The sequence below is a fragment of the Aeromicrobium chenweiae genome, from assembly GCF_003065605.1.
GTDB lineage: Bacteria > Actinomycetota > Actinomycetes > Propionibacteriales > Nocardioidaceae > Aeromicrobium > Aeromicrobium chenweiae.
Genome location: NZ_CP026952.1, coordinates 1,617,083 through 1,636,344 on the forward strand (window position 1 = coordinate 1,617,083; position 19,262 = coordinate 1,636,344).

Here is a 19,262-nt window from a genome sequence, read left to right on the forward strand (position 1 = left end):
ACCCGTCACACCTACGACGGGACATGACGAGATGGAAGGGGACGACGTGATGGGTGCGGACACGGAGCTGGAGGAGCTGGGCAGTACTGGGCTGGCCGAGGTCGACGAGCCCACGTTCTCGGCGTTGGCGCAGCGGCACCGGCGCGAGCTGCACGTGCACTGCTACCGGATGCTCGCCTCGTTCGAGGACGCCGAGGACACGGTCCAGGAGACGTTCCTCCGCGCGTGGCGGCGGCGCGAGACGTTCCAGGGCCGGTCCACCTTCCGTGCCTGGATGTACCAGATCGCCACCAACGCCTGCCTGGACCTGCTCGCCAAGCGGCGTCCCGAGCCGGCGACCGGGGGAGAGGTGCTGTGGTTGCAGCCCTACCCTGACCGGCTGCTGGACGAGCTGGCCACCGACGACGCCGAGGGTCCGGAGACCGCCGCCGTCATGCGGGAGACGATCGAGCTGGCGTACCTGGTCGCCGTCCAGCACCTCGCACCACGGTCGCGGGCCGTCCTGATCCTGCGGGACGTGCTCGGCTGGCCGGCGAAGGACGTCGCCGAGCTGCTGGGCGACTCGGTCAACTCCGTGAACAGTGCGCTGCAGCGGGCGCGGGCGGGGATGCGGGAGCACCTGCCCGCCGAGCGGCAGGACTGGACCGGTGGCGACGGGGACGTCGCGACCCGGGACCTGGTCCAGCGGTTCACCGACGCCAGCCTGGCCAAGGACGTCGTCGGCCTCGCCGCGATGCTGCGCGACGACGTCCGCTGCTCGATGCCGCCGACGCCCGGCGTGCAGGTGGGCCGCGAGGCGGTCCTGGCCGACTGGATCGGTGACGGCTTCGAGGGGCTGGGCGCGATGCGGACCGTCGTCACTGCGGTGAACCGGCAGCCCGGCTTGGCCACGTACCTCTGGGACGAGCAGGAGGGGGCGTACCTGCCATTGACCGTCGACGTCCTGCGGGTCAGCGATGGACTGGTCACCGAGGTCGTCATCTTCCACGCCGACCAGTTCCCGCGGCTCGGACTGCCGGAGGCTCTGGCGTCGGCCGGCGAGTCCTGAGTGTTCGTGCGCGGGCCTGGCGGGTGGTCGTCCGGCCCGCCTAGGGTGGGCCGATGGGCGAGGTGCTGGACGATGGGCCGTTCTTCCACGGCACGAAGGCCGATCTGCAGGTGGGTGATCTCCTCGTGGCCGGTCGCCGGTCGAACTACCGGAGCGAGATCGTGATGAACCACATCTACTTCACCGCGTTGGTGGACGGCGCCGGGCTGGCCGCGGAGCTCGCGGCGGGCGACGCCGATCCGCGCGTGTACGTCGTGGAGCCGACCGGCCGGTTCGAGGACGACCCGAACGTCACCGACAAGAAGTTCCCCGGCAACCCGACCCGGTCCTACCGGAGCACCGAGCCCCTCCGGGTCGTCGGCGAGGTGGCCGACTGGCCTCGTCTGGCGCCCGAGGCGCTGCAGGCCTGGCGCGACCGCCTGGCGGCACTGCTCGCCGACGAGCGGAACGAGATCATCAACTGATCTCGTTCGACGTAGACCGAACGACTATCGATAGATTATGATCGTTTCTCGGGGCGAGGAGGCGATCAGATGAGTACCTGGGCCGTGCGCACGTTGCGCCTGATCATTGCCGTCGCGCTGGTGGGATCCGTCGTGGTGCAGGCCGGGATGGTGGCGCTGCTCTGGTGGGACAACGACGACGCGCCCACCGCGACCCAGATCTCGCTGGTGGTCATCGGTGTGCTCGGTGTGATCGCGCTGCAGGTCGTGGGGGTGTGCATCTGGCGGTTGCTGACCATGGTCCGCAGCGGCACGGTCTTCTCGCACGCGGCGTTCCGCTACGTCGACCTGGTGATCGGCGCGATCAGCGTGGGCGCACTGCTGGTGCTCGCGGCTGCCGTCGTGGCCCGGTTCGCCAACCACGCCACCCCCGGGGACGAGGTCGCCCCGGGCCTGGTCGGTCTGATCTGCGGGCTGGCCCTCGTCGCCGCAGGTGTCGCCTTGGTGGTCTACGTGATGAGGACGCTGCTGGCGCAGGCCGTGAAGCTCCGGTCCGAGCTCGACGAGGTGATCTGAGTGCCGATCGTCGTCGACATCGACGTGATGCTCGCGCGGCGCAAGATGTCGGTCGGCACACTCGCCGACCGGGTCGGGATCTCCCCGGCCAACGTCGCGGTCCTCAAGAACGGCCGGGCCAAGGCGGTGCGGTTCACGACGCTGGCCGCGCTGTGCGAGGTCCTGGACTGCCAGCCCGGCGACCTCCTGCGCTGGGAACCGGACGACGGGTGACGCTTTCCAGGGATGACGGTTTCCCACGGTACCGTGGGAATTTGTCACTCCCCTCGTGTTGTGACCCGAGGTGAGTGACCAAACCCCACGGTCCCGTGGGAATCCGTCACCGCGCAGGCATCCCGTCCGGACGTCGGTACGCTGGACGGGGTGACAACCTCTTCCGCGACGTTCCCCCTCGCCAACCACTTCGCCACGGAGCTCTCCGAGCTGGCCCTGCCCTGGCGGTCCGAGCCGACGCCGGACCCGAGGCTGCTGGTGCTCAACGACCGGCTGGCCGCCGAGCTCGGCATCGATCCGGACGAGCTGCGAGGCCCCGACGGCGTCGGTCTGCTCACCGGCACCGTGGTGCCGCCCGGCGCGACCCCGGTGGCTCAGGCGTACGCCGGCCACCAGTTCGGCGGCTACTCGCCGCGGCTCGGTGACGGACGGGCGCTGCTGATGGGAGAGCTGACCGACCAGGAGGGACGGCCGCGCGATCTCCACCTGAAGGGCTCCGGGCGCACGCCGTTCTCGCGCGGCGGCGACGGCCTGGCCGCCGTCGGTCCCATGCTGCGCGAGTACCTCATGAGCGAGGCGATGCACGCTCTCGGCGTACCGACGACCCGCGCGCTCGCCGTGGTCGCCACCGGTCGCGACGTCCGCCGCGACACCATGCTGCCCGGCGCCGTGCTGGCCCGGGTGGCCAGCAGCCACCTGCGGGTGGGCACCTTCCAGCTCGTCGCATCGACCGGCGACGTGGAGCTGTTGCGGCGTGTGGCAGACCATGCGATCGAGCGCCACCACCCGTCCGCTGCGTCCGCCGAGAACCCGTACCGCGCCCTGTTCGAGGCCGTCGTCGCGGCGCAGGCCGACCTGGTGGCGCGATGGATGCTCCTCGGCTTCGTCCACGGCGTCATGAACACCGACAACATGACGATCTCCGGCGAGACGATCGACTACGGCCCGTGTGCGTTCCTGGACGCGTACGACCCCGAGGCGGTCTTCAGCTCGATCGACGTCGACGGCCGCTACGCCTACGGCAACCAGCCGGTGGTCGCGCAGTGGAACCTGGCGCGCTTCGCCGAGACCCTGCTACCACTGATCGCCGAGGACCAGGGCACCGCCGTCACGCTCGCCGTCGAGTCGCTCAACACCTTCCCGACGCGGTACGCAGCCACCTACGCAACCGGTCTTCGCGCGAAGCTCGGCCTACCTGCGACGGTGACGGACACGGACGCGACGAAGCTGGGGGAGGAGCTGCTCGCGCTGCTCCGCGCCAGCCACGTCGACTGGACCACCGCCTTCCGTGCCCTCGGCTCGGCGGCCCGCGGGGACGACGAGCCGATCCGCGGCCTCGTCATCGACCTGGCCTCCCTGGACGACTGGCTCGCCCGCTGGCGGACACTCGGTCCCGACCCGGCCGCGATGGACCGCACCAACCCCGTCTACGTCCCGCGCAACCACCTGGTGGAGGAGGCGCTGGACGCCGCGACGGCCGGCGACCTCGACCCGTTCGAGCGGCTGCTCGCCGTCGTGCAGCAACCGTTCGACGAGCGTCCAGGCCTGGAGCGCTATGCCGCTCCCGCGCCCGAGGACTTCGGGCGCTACGTCACCTACTGCGGCACCTGAGGCCTAGCGAGCAGACGTCGTTGACGCGGCTGAAGGGACGGACTCCAGTCCTGCGGGCCAGCTGCGCCTTCGGCCCGGCCGCCGGGCTGGCTGTGCTCGATGCCCTCGATGCAGGCGCGCTCGGCGACTCGCCGCTGCTGCCGAGCGTGCGCGGGGACCTGCTCGAGCGGGCCGGACGGCACGAGCAAGCGAGCGCGGCATTCGCCGAGGCGGCCACGCGCACCAGGAACGAGAGCGAGCGGGCGGTCCTGCACCGCCGGGCCCAGGAGAACCGGGCGCGGCTGCACGGTCCCGGGTGAGGGCCGTCGACGTGGAGCCGTCGGCGTACGCGCTGCTGTACCTTCGCATCGTGTTCGCCCATGAAGCAGGTTCTGGTGCCCCCGTCGTCCTCCTGCACGGATTCGGCCTGGACCACCGGAGCCTGCTGCCGCTCGAGCGGACGTTCGAGCGCTCGGGGGAGTGGCGGCGGATCTACCTCGATCTCCCCGGTGCGACCCGGACGCCGGCCGACGGGATCAGCAGCTCCCAGCAGGTCGCGGACGCGGTGGTCGAGGAGGTCGTGGCGCGGGTCGGTGACGAGAAGTTCGCCGTCGTGGGCAACTCGTTCGGCGGGATGATCGCCCGGTACGTCGCGCACGAGTTGCGCCCGCAGGTGCTGGGGCTCGCTACCGTGGCCGGCGTCTTCGTCGCCCCGCACGACGAGCGGGCCGTGCCGCCCAGGACGGTGTTGAGCGAGGATCCCGACGTCGTGCCGCTGCTGGGCTCGGCGCTCGAGCAGTACCGGGACGACGCCGTGGTGGAGTCGGCGGACGACGCCCGGGCCTTCCTGGCGCACGTCCTGCCCGGCCTCACCGGCGCCGACGAGGCCGCCCTGGAGCGCATCGCCGAGCGCTACTCGTTGGACCGCGAGCCCGAGGACGCCCACCCCGATCCGTTCCTGCAACCCACCCTGCACGTCACCGGCCGGCAGGACGACGTCGTGGGCTACGACGACGCCTGGAGCCACCTCGCCCACTACCCCCGCGCGTCGTTCGCCGTGCTGGACGCAGCCGGTCACAACATCCTCTTCGAGCAGTCCGGCCTGTGCTCAGCCCTGATCGCCGACTGGCTCGCGAGGATCCAGCACGCCTCGTGACGCACGAAGGGGCCGGGTGGACGTGTCCACCCGGCCCCTTCGGCTCGGCGTCAGCGGATGCGGATGGTCACCGACTTCCGGCTGCCGTCGATGCCCTTGACGCCGCGGTAGACGGCCTTCAGCGTGTGCTTCCCGCGCACCCGGGGACGGAAGGACGTGGTGACCTTGCCGTTCTTGAGCGTCACGGTCCGGACCTTCTTGCCGCGGTAGTAGAACTGCACCCGGCCTCCCGGTCGCAGACCGGGGGAGGTCACCGTCGTGGTCACCTTCAGACGCTGCCCGGGGGCGAGCGTGCGGCGGTTGGCCTTCAGTGCCGTCCGGCTGGACGCCGCGCGGATCTTGCCGGTGCGAGCCGTCGTGGCCGAGCCGTTCCGGTGGCCCGACTTCGCGGCCGTCACCTTGACGCTGATCCGAGCACCCACGTCAGTCGTGCGCAGTCGGTACGTCGTCGCGGTGGCTCCGGAGATCGCGCGACCGTTGCGCATCCACTGGCGGCTGTACGTCAGACCCTTCAGGTCCCACGCACCCTTTGTCGTCCTGAGCACCCGACCGGCCTTGAGGGTGCCCTTGACGACGGGCGCCTTCTTGACCCGCGGCGCGGGTCCCGGCACCGGGGCCGGCGCCGCGGTGACGTCCACCGTCCTGACCGCACTGGTGTTGCCGGCCAGGTCGGTCGCGCGGTACGCGACGGTCTGCGCAGCCTTGGACAGGCTGACGGGCGCGGTGTACGTCGCCCACTCGCCGCCGGCCACGCGGTACTCGACCGTGTCGACGCCCGACAGGGCGTCGGTGGCGGCGAGGGACAGCTGACGGGTGTCGTCCACGACGACCTTGACCGCGGGCACGGTCGCGTCGACCTTGACCGCTGTCGACCCGATGACGCCGGTGCGGTCGCCGCTGACCGCCTGGTACTCGACGAGAGCGAGTCCCTCGTCCAGCTCGACCGGGCCGGTGTACTCGGACCAGGAACCGCCGTCGACCCGGTAGCGGATCGTGACGTCCTCCTCGTCGTCGGCCGCGGCGGCCGTCAGGGTCATCGTCGCCCCGGCACCGTGCCAGCCGTCCTTGCCGGCCTTCGAGACGTCGGCCGTGACGACCGCCTCGAGCGGCCCCGCGGGGACGTCCAGCACCTGCTCGTCGCCGACGTTGCCGGCGAGGTCGGTGGCGCGGTACGTGACCTGGTGGGCGGAGCCGTTCAGGGCGAACGGCTTGGCGTAGACCTGCCAGTCACCCTTGTCGACGCGGTACTCGATCGTCGACACACCGGACAGCAGGTCCTCGCCGGTGATCGTGACCGTGCGGTCCTCGTCCACCGACGCGGACGCCAGCGGCTTGGTCGTGTCGACCTTCGGCGTCAGGACGCCGATCGGACCGAGCAGGCCGTCAGAGGCGCGGGCCTGGAACTCGACCGTGCCCGAGCCCTCGGCCAGCGGCACCGCGGCGGTGTAGTCGGTCCAGGCGCCCGTGCCGACGCGGTAGCGGATGGTCGCACCGTCCTGGCTGGACAGCGTCAGCGCCGCACCCGCTCCGTGCCAGCCGTCCTGGCCGGCCTTGGACACCTCGGCCTTCACGGCCGGACCGTCGGCGCTCGGCACCTCGATGACCCAGGCGTCGGCGATCGACGGGTCGAAGTTGCCGGCCCTGGCGTCCTTGGGGAACTCGAACTTCAGGCGCGCCTTGCCGTCGGCCGTGGCGGCCATGACCGCCGGGTCGTCGACGATGATCTGGTGCGCGAGCCAGCCGTTGCCGGTCTGGGTCCGCGGCACCTCGTACCGTCCGACGAGGACGTCGTCGGCGTACAGGTTGAACTCCTTGGTCTTGGCGCCGTCGAACGTCTCGCGCAGGCGCAGGGCGAACGCCTGGCCCTTCGGGACGACGACCTCGGCGGAGAACCACGAGCCGGGGTACTGCGAGTGCGCGTAGCGCCGGGTCAGTCCGGCCTCCGAGCTCGTGCCGCTGGTCGACGCCGCCTGGAGGGCGTGCGCGGTCTCCGACGCGTTGTTGCCGAAGTCGACGTGGTCGACGGACGCGGCAGGCGGCGTGGTCAGCGAGGCCGCGACGCGCGCCCCCTCACGAGCGAGCTCGACGTCGTCGTCGACGAAGACCACGTCGAACGCGGTGCTCGGTGTGACGACATGACGCCGGGGCGTCACCGTCGCCGTGACCTGCACGCTCCCGCCGGCCGGGATCGTGACCGACTTGGACGCCTTCGTCGCCCAGCCGGCGCGGTCGGCGACGAGCCGGCCACTGACGGGGTGCGAGGTGGAGTTCGTGACCTCGGCCGTGATCTCGGTCGTGGTCAGTCCGTCCGGGTCGGTGAGACCACCCGCGACCACCTGCTCGATGTCGACGCCGGACACGACGGTGATCCACGGCAGCTTCTCGGTGACCGAGTACTGCTGTCCGTCGGCGCTGAAGGAGACCGTGACGGTGACGTCGCGGGCACCCATGGGGGACTTCTGGGCCACCTCGGCCTCGAGGTCCACGGACGTCGAGGAGTCACCCGACAGGCGGCCGACGGTGAACTCGTCCTTCGTGAAGCGGAGCGAGTCGCCGCTGACCTTGACGGTCACGTCGCTCACGTCGACGGGGCTGAAGTTGTCGATCGTCAGCTTGCCGGTCGCCGAGTCGCCCCGGTTGACCTGGTCCTTCGCGGTCGAGAGCGACGCCTCGACGTCGCGCTCGGGGTCCGCCTGCGGCATGACTCGGAAGTCGTAGCTGCCCGAGCCGACCGTCAGCGTCCAGCTGCCGTCGGCGTAGGTCGCCTTCCGGACGCCGGCGGCGTCTGCAGCCGGCATGCCGGCCTCCAGGATCGTCGATCCCACCTCGCCGGGCAGCACGACGGTGGCCGTGGAGCCGACGGGGACCTTGGCGGTCAGCAGCACGCTGCGGCCGCTGCGTCGCCAGTCCGACGTGACCGCGCCGTACGGGGTCTGTGTCGTCGCCTTGGCCCAGGTCATCTCTCCCGTGACCTGCGGCGCGATCGTCACCTCGCGGTAGCCCTTCTCCTCCGAGGGGCGGATGCCCGCCACATCGGTGTAGAACCAGTCGTCGACGGTGCCGAGGAAGTAGTGACCCAGCGAACGGGCCTCGAGGCTCCAGTGCTCCCACATCGACGTGGCGCCGTTGGCGAGCTTGTAGCCCCAGCTCGGGTACGTGGTCTGGGTCGCCAGCTTGTACGCGACGTCGCCGTGGCCGTACTTCGTCAGCACCGGCAGCAGGTACTTGGTGCCGAGGGTCCCGGTGTCCAGGTGGTAGTCCCGCTTGACCACGTCCGCCGCGAGGCGGTCCGCCACGCGCTTGGTCGTGGCGGCGTCCGGGGTCAGGCCGAACTGGAGCGCGAGGACGTTGTGGACCTGGCGGTAGCGCTTGCCGTCGTCGCCCTCGCCGCGATAGCGATCGTCGGCGCTGTCGAAGTAGGCCTTGTTGAAGTCGGTCTTGACCGTCTGCGCGCGCTCAGCGAACCGGGACGCGTCGGCAGTCTTGCCGAGGTGGCGCGCGGTGCGCTCCATCGTCTGGAACATCATGTAGAGGTACGCGGTGCCCTCGACGCGCTGGTCCTCGCCGGGTGCGTGTCCGCCGGCCGGACTGCCCTCGGGGCTGACCCAGTCACCGAGACGGTTGCTGATGACGGTGCCGTCGGCGCGCCGGCGTCCGAACTCGAGGTCGACGTACGCCTTCATGCCGTCGTAGAGCTCGGTCATGACCTGGTCGTCGCCGCCGTACTGGTACAGCCACCACGGGATGTTGACGTACGCGGAGTGCCAGGGCTGCGACGGGCCCCACGCGCCCCAGTTGCCCGAGCTCGGCGCGATGACCATCGGGGCACCGTTCGGCTCGCGCGAGTCCTGGATGTCGGTCATCCACTTGGCGAACAGCTCGTGGACGTCGAGGTTCCTGATGAACATCTCGGTGCCGACCGCTGCGTCGCCGGTCCAGCCGTTCTTCTCGAACATCGGGGTGTCGGTGACGATGCCGTGGATGTTGTTGTAGAGCGTGTTCACGACGGCGTCATGGGTGCCGTTCATGGTCGCGCTGGAGCTCTCGAAGCTGCCCGTGCGCTCGGCATCGGTGTGCAGCAGCTTCGCGGTGAACGCGCTGAGCGGCGGCGCCTTGTCGCCGGGCCAGCCGGTGACCTCGATGTACTGGAACCCCTTGTAGGAGAACTTCGGCGTCCAGGTCTCGGGCTTGCCGGTGCCGGCGAGGATGAACTGGTCGGTCTGGAACCCGGACTGGAACCCGCCGTTGTTGTCCATGTTGACCCGGCCGTTGGCGCGGAGCTTCTCGCCGTGCGCGGCCCGGATCGTGGTGCCCGCCGGTCCGGTCACGGTGTACTCGACGACACCGGCGATGACGCGGGGGAACTTGATGACGTAGACGCCCTTGGCCGGCTCGGTCATGCTCGCGGCCGGCAGCGCCTCGGTGATCCGGATGGGCTGCTGGCGCTGGTTGACCAGCGTGCCCTTGGGCCCGGTCACCTCCCGGACGGATCGCCAGGAGGAGTCGTCGAAGCCGTCGACGTCCCAGCCGGGGATCTCAGCGGATGCGCGGTAGACCTCACCGGCGTACAGGTCGTCGAACTGGGTCGGCCCCTCGTGGAACGTCCACGAGTCGTCGGTGACGACGCGGTCGGTGCTGCCGTCGGCGTACTCGATCGCGAGGAGGCCGCGTGCCCGCGGCTCGGCGTGCCACGGCGGCGACTCCCAGCGCCACACGTTGCCGCCGGTCATGCCGAAGAATCCGCGTCCCAGCTCCATGCCGAGGGCATTGCGGCCCTCGTGGAGCTGCTTGGTGACGTCGGTCGCCGCGTACTGGACACGGTCGTCGTAGTCGGTGAAGCCGGGCGAGAGGACGTCCTTGCTGATGGGGGCGCCGTTCAGGGAGACGTCGGCGTACCCGCCGGCAGCGACGTAGTAGGTGGCGTTGCGCACGGGCTTGTCGACCGTGAACTCCTTGCGCATCAGCGGCGCGGCGGCGGGCTTCGGGGACAGCACGGTGTCGACCGATCCGGACAGCTGCAGCGATCCGTCCACGATGGTGCCCGCGGTGAACGGGTTGTCGCCGTCGGCGAAGTCGTGCTTGGCCAGGACGGTGCCGTCGGCGGTCCTGGTGACGGTGAGGGCGTGCAACCGGGAGCGTTCCGGCTGGCTGCCGTTGTTGTCGGACCGCAGGCCGACGAATCCACGCTGCATCGTGCCCGCCTGGGTGACGACGCGCGAGTCGACCTGCTGGCCGTTGAGGCGGGTGACGACCGTGACGCTCGTGGCGTCCGTGCCGGCCGAGACCGTCACGCTGAGCTTGTTCGACTGCTTGGTGAGCTGGTCGACCGTCACGAAGCGGGACAGGTCGATGCCGGGGTTCTCCAGCAGGCTGTAGCCACCGCCCACACGGCGGTGGGGACGCAGGCGCGGGGTGCCGTCGGCGACCGAGACCTGCCACATGAGGGCGTCGCTGGCCGAGGGTGCCCGGACGAACGCACCGAAGGAGAAGGCGTCGATCGTGAAGTCGAAGTCGGCCGTGTAGTTGTCCCAGAGCGCGAGTGCGTCGTCAACCGGCGAGGTCGCGCCGATCCACGTGCTGTCGCCCCAGTCCTTGGCGTTCATGAGACCGGTGCGGAAGGACGACGACTTGGTCGTCTCGCCGGCCGTGGTCACGACGTCGACGGTCCAGTCGTAGCGGCTCGCCGCCTCGAGGGCCGGTCCGTCGTACGCCACGTCGAAGGAACGCTCGGAGTCGACGACCCCGCTGTCCCACACGCTCTTGTCGTCCTTCGTCACGCGGACGCGGTAGGACTCCTGCCGCACGTCGCGCTCCGACGACTCGATCTGCCATGCGAAACGTGGTGCCTTGACGTCGATGCCGACGGGCTGGGTCTTGCGCTCCACCTTGAGGGAGTCCAGCGTGACCGCGGACGGCCCACTCGGCTCGGGGGCGGCCATGGCTGGGGACCCGGCGAACATCACGCCCAGGACCGTCACGATGACGATCAGCTGGGCCCTGAGGCGGGTGAGGTGACGGGGAGGTGGAGCGTGCGGCGTCATGAAGGGACCCTGACTGAATCGATTCAACGAGTGTGACGGCCGTCATGCTAGCGGCGCCGACGACGGGTGCGCAACAAGATGTCTTGTTCCGGCCACATGGGTCCGGCAGTCGAACGGGCGCGGGCGAAGCCGGCGAAAGGCGCCAGGCGCTGAAACGGTGGCCCGAGTCGGGTTGTGGCCGGCGCGGACGGTACTAGCGTGGGCTCATGGTGCGCGACGCTGACGTTGACGCCAGGACGGTCAGTGACTTCCTGGAGCGTCTCGGCGCCCGGACCCCGACCCCGGCGGGCGGCTCGGTCGCGGCGTTGTGTGCCGCCCAGGCCGCGGCGCTGGTGGCGATGGTGGCGCGCTACTGCGATGCCCCCGCGCTGGTCGACCGCGCCGAGCGCCTCGTCGCTCAGGCCCAGCAGCTGGTGGCCGACGACGAACGCGCCTTCGCGGCGGTGGCCGCCGCGTGGGCTCGTCCCCGGGGCGCGGGGGCCGATGAGGACCGGCAGGCCGCGATCGACCAGGCCCTCCTGGGGGCGTCCGAGCCCCAGGCGCAGGTCGTGGAGACCGTGATCGAGGTGCTGGTGCTGATCGATCTGCTGCGTCCCGCCGCGAGGCCCGGCCTGCGGTCCGACCTGGTCGCGGCCGGCGAGGTGGCCCGGGCCGGGTCGGCCATCGCGCGGATGAACGTGGAGTCCAACGTCGGCGGGTTGCCGGACTCGGAGTCCCGCTCGCGACTACTGCGGCGCATGGGCGTCACGAAGGAGAGGATCTGAGTGCTGTCGGACATCGAGATCGCGAACGCCGCTGAGCTTCGCCCGATCGGCGAGGTCGCGCAGGACGAGCTGGGGATCGAGCCCGTCCACCTCGTGCCGTACGGGCACCACAAGGCGAAGGTCGATCTGGGCTACCTCCAGTCGCTCGAGGACCGGCCGCTCGGCAAGCTGGTCCTGATGACGGCGATGTCGCCGACACCGGCGGGCGAGGGCAAGACCACCACCACGGTCGGGCTGGCCGACGCGTTGCGCGGGCTGGGGCTGAAGACGATGGCGTGCCTGCGTGAGCCGTCGATGGGGCCGGTGTTCGGCATGAAGGGCGGCGCGGCCGGCGGCGGCTGGTCGCAGGTCGTGCCGATGAGCGACATCAACCTGCACTTCACGGGGGACTTCGCCGCGATCGCGGCGGCGAACAACCTGCTGGCGGCGCTGATCGACAATCACATCCATCACGGCAACGCGCTGGGCATCGACGTTCGGTCGGTGGACTGGAAGCGGGTGGTCGACCTCAACGACCGGGCACTCCGCGACGTCACGGTCGGGCTCGGCGGCCTGGCGAACGGCTACCCGCGCGAGGACGGTTTCGACATCGTGGTGGCCTCCGAGCTGATGGCGATCTTCTGCCTGACCGAGTCGTGGGCCGACCTCAAGCGCCGCATCGGCGACATCGTCATCGGTCACACCCGGGACAAGAAACCGATCACCGCCCGCGAGCTCGAGGCCGACGGGGCGATGGCGGTGCTGCTGCGGGACGCGCTGGCCCCCAACCTGGTGCAGACGCTGGAGCACACCCCGGCGTTCGTGCACGGGGGACCGTTCGCGAACATCGCCCACGGCTGCAGCTCGGTCATCGCCACCCGCGGAGCGCTGCGGATGGCAGACTACGTCGTCACCGAGGCCGGCTTCGGAGCGGACCTCGGCGCGGAGAAGTTCGTCGACATCAAGTGCCGCAAGTCCGGCCTGCGTCCGGACGCCGCGGTCGTGGTGGCCACCGTCCGGGCACTCAAGTTCCACGGCGGGGTGGCGGTGTCCGACCTCGCCACGGAGGACCTCGATGCCGTCGAGCGCGGCATGGAGAACCTCTCCCGACACCTGCGCAACGTCCGTGAGGTCTACGGGATCCCGTGCGTGGTCGCGCTCAACCGGTTCCCGACCGACACCGATGCCGAGGTGGCCCGGGTCGTGGAGCTGGTGGACGAGCTGGGGGTCCGGGCGTATCCGGCCACTCACTTCGTCGACGGCGGCACGGGCGCGACCGACCTGGCGAAGGGCGTGCTGGACCTGCTCGAGAGCTCGGGGCCGTCGACCTTCTCGTTCACCTATCCCGACGAGCTCCCGCTCAAGGAGAAGGCGGAGACGCTCGCCCATCGACTCTACGGAGCCTCCAGCGTGACCTGGGACGGCAAGGCCATGAGGCGGCTGAACCGGCTGGAAGCAGACGGGTACGGGAACCTCCCGGTCTGCGTCGCCAAGACCCAGTACTCCTTCTCGACGGACCCCACGCTGCTCGGGGCGCCGACCGGCCACGACCTGCACGTCCGCGAGGTCCGGCTCTCCGCCGGGGCGGGCTTCGTGGTCCTCGTGTGCGGGGACGTCATGACGATGCCCGGGTTACCAGCCACGCCCGCTGCCTCCCGCATCGACCTGCTCGACGACGGCACGATCGTCGGCCTGTCCTGACCGTCAGCCGGGGTGGGCGGCCCGGCGCCTCAGCTCGAGCCACGCCTCCCGCGTCTGTGCTGCCCAGAAGATCATGAACAGGATCAGCAGCGCCGCCTCGACGAACAACAACCAGCCGGGCTTCTCGACCGCCAGGAACAGGACGACCGCGATCACGTCGACGGCGAGCATTGCCACCGCCACGGCCGTGTAGAGGGTGTCGAACCGCTTCAGCGACGCCGCCGTGTCGGGCCCGGGGTCGAGGCGCACCGACGTCAGCGACCGCTCCACAGGGGCGTCCCCGATGCGCTGCAGGAAGTGGACACCACGGGACGTGCGCAGCATCGCGACCAGGCCGAGCAGGGCGAACATCGCGACCGCCGCCGGGCTGTGCGCGCGCGTGGCCAGGGCGTCGCGGGCGACCACGAACGCCACGGCGCCCACCGCGAGGAACGCGGGGAGTGCACCGGTCAGGATGCGGCGGGGCCACCCGTCGACGTGCCAGCTCCAGCTGCGCATCTCGACGGGGAGGCGGGCTGCGACCGCCCACACCAGGAACCCGATGATGAGCAGGCCGCCCAGCGCGAACGTGTTGAGCTGCGCGACGTCGGGGTCGTACACGGCAACCGGTCTGCCGTTCTCGGCGCGGGGCACACAGGCGACGGAGGCGACGATGAAGCCGAGCGCGCCGGCCAGGTTCAGCAGGGTCTGCTCGGTCAGCGTGTCGCCTCGCACCACGACGAGCAGGCACGACGCGGCCGACGCCCCGACCACGAAGACCGTGCGCGCGTCCGTCCACCAGGAGTCCGAGATCGTCGGCAAGAGCTCGCCCTGCACGATCAGGACGAGGGCCGGTGCCAGCATCACGAGGAGCGCGGCGAAGACCAGGCCGACGCGCAGCGCGAAGAACGTCGCGGTGAACTCGCGGTCGCTCATCTCACCGGTGTGCCCCGAGGGCCGGCGCCGAATCGCCCGCATGAACAGGCGGTGCGCCTGTGGTCACAGGGCTTCAGAACGGTTGCGCACGAGTGTGACGGACTGTCTACTGGTGTCACTCCGTGGTCGAGCAGCTTCCGCGGTCGTGATCTTGCACCCACTGGAGCGCCGATGAAACGCGTGGTCTGTCTGCTGGCCTTCGTACTCCTGACGGTGAGCCTCCCAGGGGCGACGAGTGCCGCCGTCGATGACCCGAGCAAGGGGTCCGTCGTGGGCGTCGTGACTGGGGACCCGGCTGCGGTCAAACGAGCGTACGTGTACTTGTTGACGGGACCGACCGACGAAGAGGGGCGGCTCGCAGCGGTGGCGCCGGACGGCACCTACCGATTCGATGACGTCGTCCCCGGTAGCCACATAGTGCGGGTCGGGGGCCAGGGCATCACCTGGACACCGGACTTCCGCAGCGAACATCCGCTGAGCTGGTACTCATCGTCCTCCATCTCCGTCGTACCTGGGCGCACCGCCGCAGCCCCGGTGCAGCACGTCGTCATGGCGGAGGATGTGGGGCACATCGACATCGTCGATCCGAAGAGCGATCAGGGCGCATTCAGCGTCTGGGCCGCGGACGATCCTGACCGTGCCGTCATCGTTTTCGGGGTCGCGACGAACGGGGACGTCTCCCAATTCCCGCTCGCGCCCGGGCGATACAAGATCGCGCTCGGCATGAACGGCTGGTTCGGCGGCAGGTCCTTCGACAGCGCGAAGGTCTACACGGTCAAGCCGGGGGAGACGCTGGCGGTGAAGCCTCCCGCCAGGCTGACCCAGGTGATCCGCGGCAACGTGCCGCTGGGTGGCGTCCGCGTGCTCGCGTACGCTGCCGACGATCCCACGGAGGTCGTGGACCAGGCTGCCAGCGGTCGCGAGGGGCAGTACTACCTCTACGGCTTCAGCCCCGACCATCGGTACAAGCTGCGCGCCATCGATCCATCGGGACGTCTGGAATCGACCTGGCTCGGCGGCAAGAGCTTCCACAGCGCCAAGCCGGTGACATCTGCCTATCTTCAAGCGAACGAGACTCACGGCATCTCGATGAAACGCCGTGACGGGGTGCCGCCCTATGTGGAACCGTCTGTCGAGCCGGCGCCCGGGCAGGTCAGGGGGTCCGTCTCGGGTCCGGGGCTCGATCCGGAGCGATACCGCGTGCAGCTCGTGGACTCCCTTCATGAAGAGATGGAGCTGTACGACACCTACTTCAAGGATGACCGCACCTACACGTTCGGACGTGTGCGTCCGGGCAACTACAAGATCCGCCTCGGCGGATCTGAGTGGGCAGGTGGGCGATCGTTCGCCTCGGCCACCGTCATTCACGTCGAGCCGGACACGACGGTGACGCAGGACGTCGAGCTCCGGCCCACCGGCAAGATGGAAGCGAACGTGCGGAACCAGAACGGTCGGCCGATCCCAGGATTGATGATCGAGGTTCACACGGGCACCGGTCCGGACGAGATCGTCGCCCGCGAGACGCCGAACCAGTACGACTACTACGCGTTCTGGCAGCTGCTCGTCCAGCCCTACAAGTTTCGCGTCATCGATGCCGCCGGACGCTATCCGGACACATGGATCGGTGGCGGCACGTCGCGGGCGACCGCACCGTCGTTCGTGCCAGACCTGGAAAACCCTGAGGCAACGCTCCTGCCCGACACCTACCTGCGTCCGCTCCTTCGTCCGATGCTCGCTCCTGGTACCGGGGGAACGCCCGTCTACGGCCGCAGCCTCACGGCGACGTCGTCCGGCACGTGGTCGATGACGGGCCTGACCTTCCGTCGGCAATGGCTCCGCGACGGTTCTCCCATAGCTGGCCAGACCGGCTCCACGTACCGGTTGAGATCTGCCGACGTCGGCCGTCAGGTGTCGTTGAGGATCACCGGATCACGCACAGGTCAGCCAACACGCGTCGCTGAGTCACGCCCTCGGACGGTCAAGAAGCCGGTGGCTCGCATGAAGCTCAGAGCCGCTACAGGACGCCGCTCCAGCCTTCTCCGTGTCAGGATCGCCGCACCAACCGGCATCAGCCAGGCGAAGATGAAGGGCACAGTGAAGGTGCGCGACCACCTCGGTACCGGCCGGATGGTCAAGGCAACGATGCGTCGCGGAAAGGTCACCGTTCCTCTTCGACGCATCAAGAACGGACTGCGGGATCTCGAGGTGAGATTCGAAGGACCTCAGTGGGTGACCGTTCCGAAGAGCCGCATCCTGCTCAAGGTCCGTTGAGCGACCGGGTCGGGTCTGCAGTCGGAAGACAGGATCATGTCCGCCCAGCGCTGACCGTCCTCGCGAGCGCGGCGGCGAAAGGAGCGGGGTCCACGTCACCGCGGACGGCCAGCTGCTGGCTGTAGCCGACGCAGATCGCGACGAAGGCCTCGGCGGCGTCCGTGGCCTGGGCGTTGGGGACTTCCGGCAGCAGCTCGATCACCTTGCTGCGCAGGCCTGCGAGCTGGTCGCGCACGACCTCGGCCAGCGCGGGGGACAGGGCGGCCTCGGCGTAGATCTGGGCGGTGAGCCGGGCATGGCCCTTCTCCTTGGCGAGCTGTCGCACGTGCTCGAGGAAGTCGTGGATGGCGTCGTCCGTCAGGTCGTTCGGGAACGCACTGCTGCCTTGTTCGCACACGGCGATGACCAGGTCGTCCTTGCTGGAGAAGTAGCGGTAGATCGCACCCGTCGAGAGTCCCGCCTCCGCGACCACGTCGGCCATCGAGGTGCCGGCGAAGCCGTGCTCGGTGAACCGTGCACGCGCGGCGTCCACGATCTGCTGGCGTCGCGCGTCCAGGTGCGCCTGGTTGACCTTCGGCATAAAAGTGAATGACCCTTCGTTTTATTTGATACCGTGTGAGCAGCATACGGCAGCGAGCACCCAGGGAGCATTCATGCGGTACGAGACATTCGGGCGGAAGACGGGGTTGCGGGTCTCCGAGCTCGTGCTGGGGACGGCCAACTTCGGTACACGCTCCACCAGCGCCGGCAGGGAGGGATCCCGTCAGATCTTCGACGCCTTCGTCGACGCCGGGGGCACGACGTTCGACACCTCGAACCTGTACCAGTCCGGTGAGGCCGAGACCATCCTGGGCGCGCTCCTCGGGTCGGACCGTGACGACTTCGTGGTCGTCACGAAGTACAGCGGGGCCCGCCAGGATCAGGTGCGCCCCGGGACGACCGGCAACAGCCGCAAGACCATGATCCGATCGCTGGAGGAGAGTCTGCGGCGCCTCGGCACGGACTACGTGGACGTCTACATGCCGCACTTCCCGGACGGCACCACGCCGCTGGAGGAGATCCTGGCCGGGTTCGACGATCTCGTCCGGGCCGGCAAGATCCTGCACGGCGGGCTGTCGAACTTCCCCGCCTGGCGAACCGCTGGTGCCGCGGTGCGCGCGGACCTTCAGGGCCTCGCGCCGCTCGTCGGCATCCAGACGGAGTACAGCCTGGCCGAGCGGTCCGCCGAGAGGGAGCTGCTGCCGATGGCGGAAGCCCACGGCCTGGGCGTGATCATGTACTCGCCGCTCGCGGGCGGGTTGCTCACCGGCAAGTACCGCCAGGGCGAGACCGGTCGACTGTCAGGTCTCGGCGACGACGTCGAACGGTCTGCGCAGCGAACTGCCGTCGTCGACGCCGTCGTCCGGATCGCCGACGAGATCGGCACGACCGCCGTCCAGGTCTCCTTGGCGTGGCTCCGGCACCGGGCAGCGCGGGGGAGCGCGGCGATGATCCCGATCGTCGGCCCCCGCACCAGCGGCCACCTCGAGGGATATCTGAGCTCGCTCGACGTGGAGCTCGACGAGCAGCACTGTCACCAGCTCGACGAGGTCAGCGCGCCCCAGCTGGGCACGCCCCACGACGACGTCTCACGGGCGCTGGCCCACGGCGCCGACGGCGACCGCACGCTGCTCAGGTCGCCTCTCGTGCCCGTCACCTGACGATCAACCCCAACCGATCGAACACCCAGGAGAACGCATGTCCACGACCTTCATCGGCATCACCTACGACGCCCGGGACGCCGAACGCGTCGCCCGGTTCTGGGGCGCCGTCCTCGGACGCCGGGTCGCCGACGGCGCCTCCACCGAGCACGCCACCGTGCTCGCTGCCGATCCCGACGGCGGCGGACCGCGCATCAGCTTCCACCAGGTGCCCGAGAGCAAGACGGTCAAGAACCGCCTGCACATCGACCTGATGTCCACCGACCCCGCGCGGGAGCTCGAGCGCATCCTCGGGCTCGGTGCGACGATCGTCGCTGAACAGAGCGTCGGAGACCTGCGCTGGACCACGCTCGCCGACCCGGAAGGCAACGAGTTCGACCTGATCGCGGGCTTAGCCTGACCGCATGGGCGATCCGAAAGGTGTCTTCGACTACGACGCCGAGCTTCGGCTCCACAACGAGCGCCTCCGCGGTCGAGGCGGGGCTCACCAACGTCGCCTTCGAGATCTCAACGAGTGGGTCTCCGCGATCCGTCAGCCCGGTGTCGCCACGGCGCCCAGCGACGGACCAGGGATGTTCTCGCTCGCCGACCCGGCCTCCACCGAGGACGTGCTGGACGCAGCCGGGCTCTTCGACGTCACCTTCATCGACGTGGACGAGCCCGTCTATTACGGCCCGGACACGGCCGCGGCGCTCGACGCCGTGGTCAGCCTCTGGCAGGACCCGGCACTCACCAAGCTCGACACGGCAACGGCCGAGCGCGCGTTCGCCCGGCTTCGCGGCTATCTCGAGGCCCGCAGCGGTGACGACGGGGTGTGGCTCGACTCGAGAGCCTGGATCGTCACGGCCCGGAGCTGACCCTGGAC

The 19,262-nt window shown here is 69.9% G+C and carries 16 protein-coding genes; 13 read left to right on the plus strand and 3 right to left on the minus strand.

Going from position 1 to position 19,262, the window contains the following annotated elements:
• Positions 1-49 precede the first annotated feature (49 nt).
• The 7 genes from C3E78_RS07760 to C3E78_RS07790 all read left to right on the plus strand — a co-directional run bounded on the left by C3E78_RS07760 (position 50) and on the right by C3E78_RS07790 (position 5,026).
• Complete coding sequence (locus C3E78_RS07760; RefSeq protein ID WP_108580809.1) at positions 50-1,048, plus strand: RNA polymerase subunit sigma-70; 999 nt, start codon at positions 50-52, stop codon at positions 1,046-1,048.
• A 53-nt stretch (positions 1,049-1,101) separates the two neighbouring features.
• The gene (arr, locus tag C3E78_RS07765; protein ID WP_108577748.1) at positions 1,102-1,512 is read left to right on the plus strand and encodes an NAD(+)--rifampin ADP-ribosyltransferase; all 411 of its coding nucleotides are present in this window, start codon (positions 1,102-1,104) and stop codon (positions 1,510-1,512) included.
• Between the two features lie 69 nt (positions 1,513-1,581).
• Positions 1,582-2,067 (plus strand): DUF2975 domain-containing protein, encoded by a 486-nt coding sequence (locus tag C3E78_RS07770; RefSeq protein WP_108577749.1) that lies wholly within the window; start codon positions 1,582-1,584, stop codon positions 2,065-2,067.
• Positions 2,068-2,280 carry a helix-turn-helix domain-containing protein gene (locus C3E78_RS07775; RefSeq protein WP_108577750.1) on the plus strand — a complete coding sequence of 71 codons (213 nt, stop codon included), beginning with the start codon at positions 2,068-2,070 and terminating at the stop codon, positions 2,278-2,280.
• Between the two features lie 150 nt (positions 2,281-2,430).
• Positions 2,431-3,891 (plus strand): protein adenylyltransferase SelO, encoded by a 1,461-nt coding sequence (locus C3E78_RS07780; RefSeq protein WP_108577751.1) that lies wholly within the window; start codon positions 2,431-2,433, stop codon positions 3,889-3,891.
• A gap of 20 nt (positions 3,892-3,911) precedes the next feature.
• Entirely contained in the window at positions 3,912-4,190 is a 279-nt protein-coding gene (locus C3E78_RS07785; protein WP_235833717.1) for a hypothetical protein, read from the plus strand.
• Positions 4,187-5,026, plus strand: coding sequence for an alpha/beta fold hydrolase (locus tag C3E78_RS07790; RefSeq protein ID WP_199906964.1), 840 nt, complete (start codon positions 4,187-4,189; stop codon positions 5,024-5,026). The genes C3E78_RS07785 and C3E78_RS07790 overlap by 4 nt, the downstream gene beginning before the upstream one ends.
• A 50-nt stretch (positions 5,027-5,076) precedes the next feature.
• On the opposite strand, the gene C3E78_RS07795 is transcribed toward C3E78_RS07790, so the two are convergent.
• On the minus strand, positions 5,077-11,067 hold the full coding sequence (locus C3E78_RS07795; RefSeq protein WP_108577752.1) for an alpha-L-rhamnosidase: 5,991 nt from the start codon (positions 11,065-11,067) through the stop codon (positions 5,077-5,079).
• A 206-nt stretch (positions 11,068-11,273) separates the two neighbouring features.
• On the opposite strand from C3E78_RS07795, the gene C3E78_RS07800 reads away from it, so the two are divergent.
• Together C3E78_RS07800 and C3E78_RS07805 are read left to right on the plus strand one after the other, a co-directional pair.
• On the plus strand, positions 11,274-11,831 hold the full coding sequence (locus tag C3E78_RS07800) for a cyclodeaminase/cyclohydrolase family protein (protein WP_108577753.1): 558 nt from the start codon (positions 11,274-11,276) through the stop codon (positions 11,829-11,831).
• Positions 11,832-13,511 carry a formate--tetrahydrofolate ligase gene (locus tag C3E78_RS07805; protein WP_108577754.1) on the plus strand — a complete coding sequence of 560 codons (1,680 nt, stop codon included), beginning with the start codon at positions 11,832-11,834 and terminating at the stop codon, positions 13,509-13,511. It begins immediately after the preceding gene.
• 3 nt (positions 13,512-13,514) lie between these two features.
• Here the strand turns inward: C3E78_RS07805 and C3E78_RS07810 are convergent, their stop codons facing one another.
• Entirely contained in the window at positions 13,515-14,426 is a 912-nt protein-coding gene (locus tag C3E78_RS07810; RefSeq protein WP_108577755.1) for a hypothetical protein, read from the minus strand.
• Between the two features lie 270 nt (positions 14,427-14,696).
• On the opposite strand from C3E78_RS07810, the gene C3E78_RS07815 reads away from it, so the two are divergent.
• Positions 14,697-16,697: a hypothetical protein gene (locus C3E78_RS07815; RefSeq protein ID WP_135804865.1), complete on the plus strand. Its 2,001-nt coding sequence runs from the start codon at positions 14,697-14,699 to the stop codon at positions 16,695-16,697.
• Positions 16,698-16,731: 34 nt separating this feature from the next.
• Here the strand turns inward: C3E78_RS07815 and C3E78_RS07820 are convergent, their stop codons facing one another.
• Complete coding sequence (locus tag C3E78_RS07820; protein WP_108577757.1) at positions 16,732-17,277, minus strand: TetR/AcrR family transcriptional regulator; 546 nt, start codon at positions 17,275-17,277, stop codon at positions 16,732-16,734.
• A gap of 73 nt (positions 17,278-17,350) precedes the next feature.
• On the opposite strand from C3E78_RS07820, the gene C3E78_RS07825 reads away from it, so the two are divergent.
• From C3E78_RS07825 to C3E78_RS07835, 3 genes are read left to right on the plus strand one after another with little or no spacing between them, the layout of a single operon-like run.
• A complete protein-coding gene (locus C3E78_RS07825; RefSeq protein ID WP_108577758.1) occupies positions 17,351-18,397 on the plus strand; it encodes an aldo/keto reductase in 1,047 nt (348 codons plus the stop codon).
• A 37-nt stretch (positions 18,398-18,434) separates the two neighbouring features.
• Positions 18,435-18,797, plus strand: coding sequence for a VOC family protein (locus tag C3E78_RS07830; protein WP_108577759.1), 363 nt, complete (start codon positions 18,435-18,437; stop codon positions 18,795-18,797).
• Between the two features lie 4 nt (positions 18,798-18,801).
• Positions 18,802-19,254 carry a hypothetical protein gene (locus C3E78_RS07835; protein ID WP_108577760.1) on the plus strand — a complete coding sequence of 151 codons (453 nt, stop codon included), beginning with the start codon at positions 18,802-18,804 and terminating at the stop codon, positions 19,252-19,254.
• The last annotated feature ends 8 nt before the right edge of the window (positions 19,255-19,262 follow it).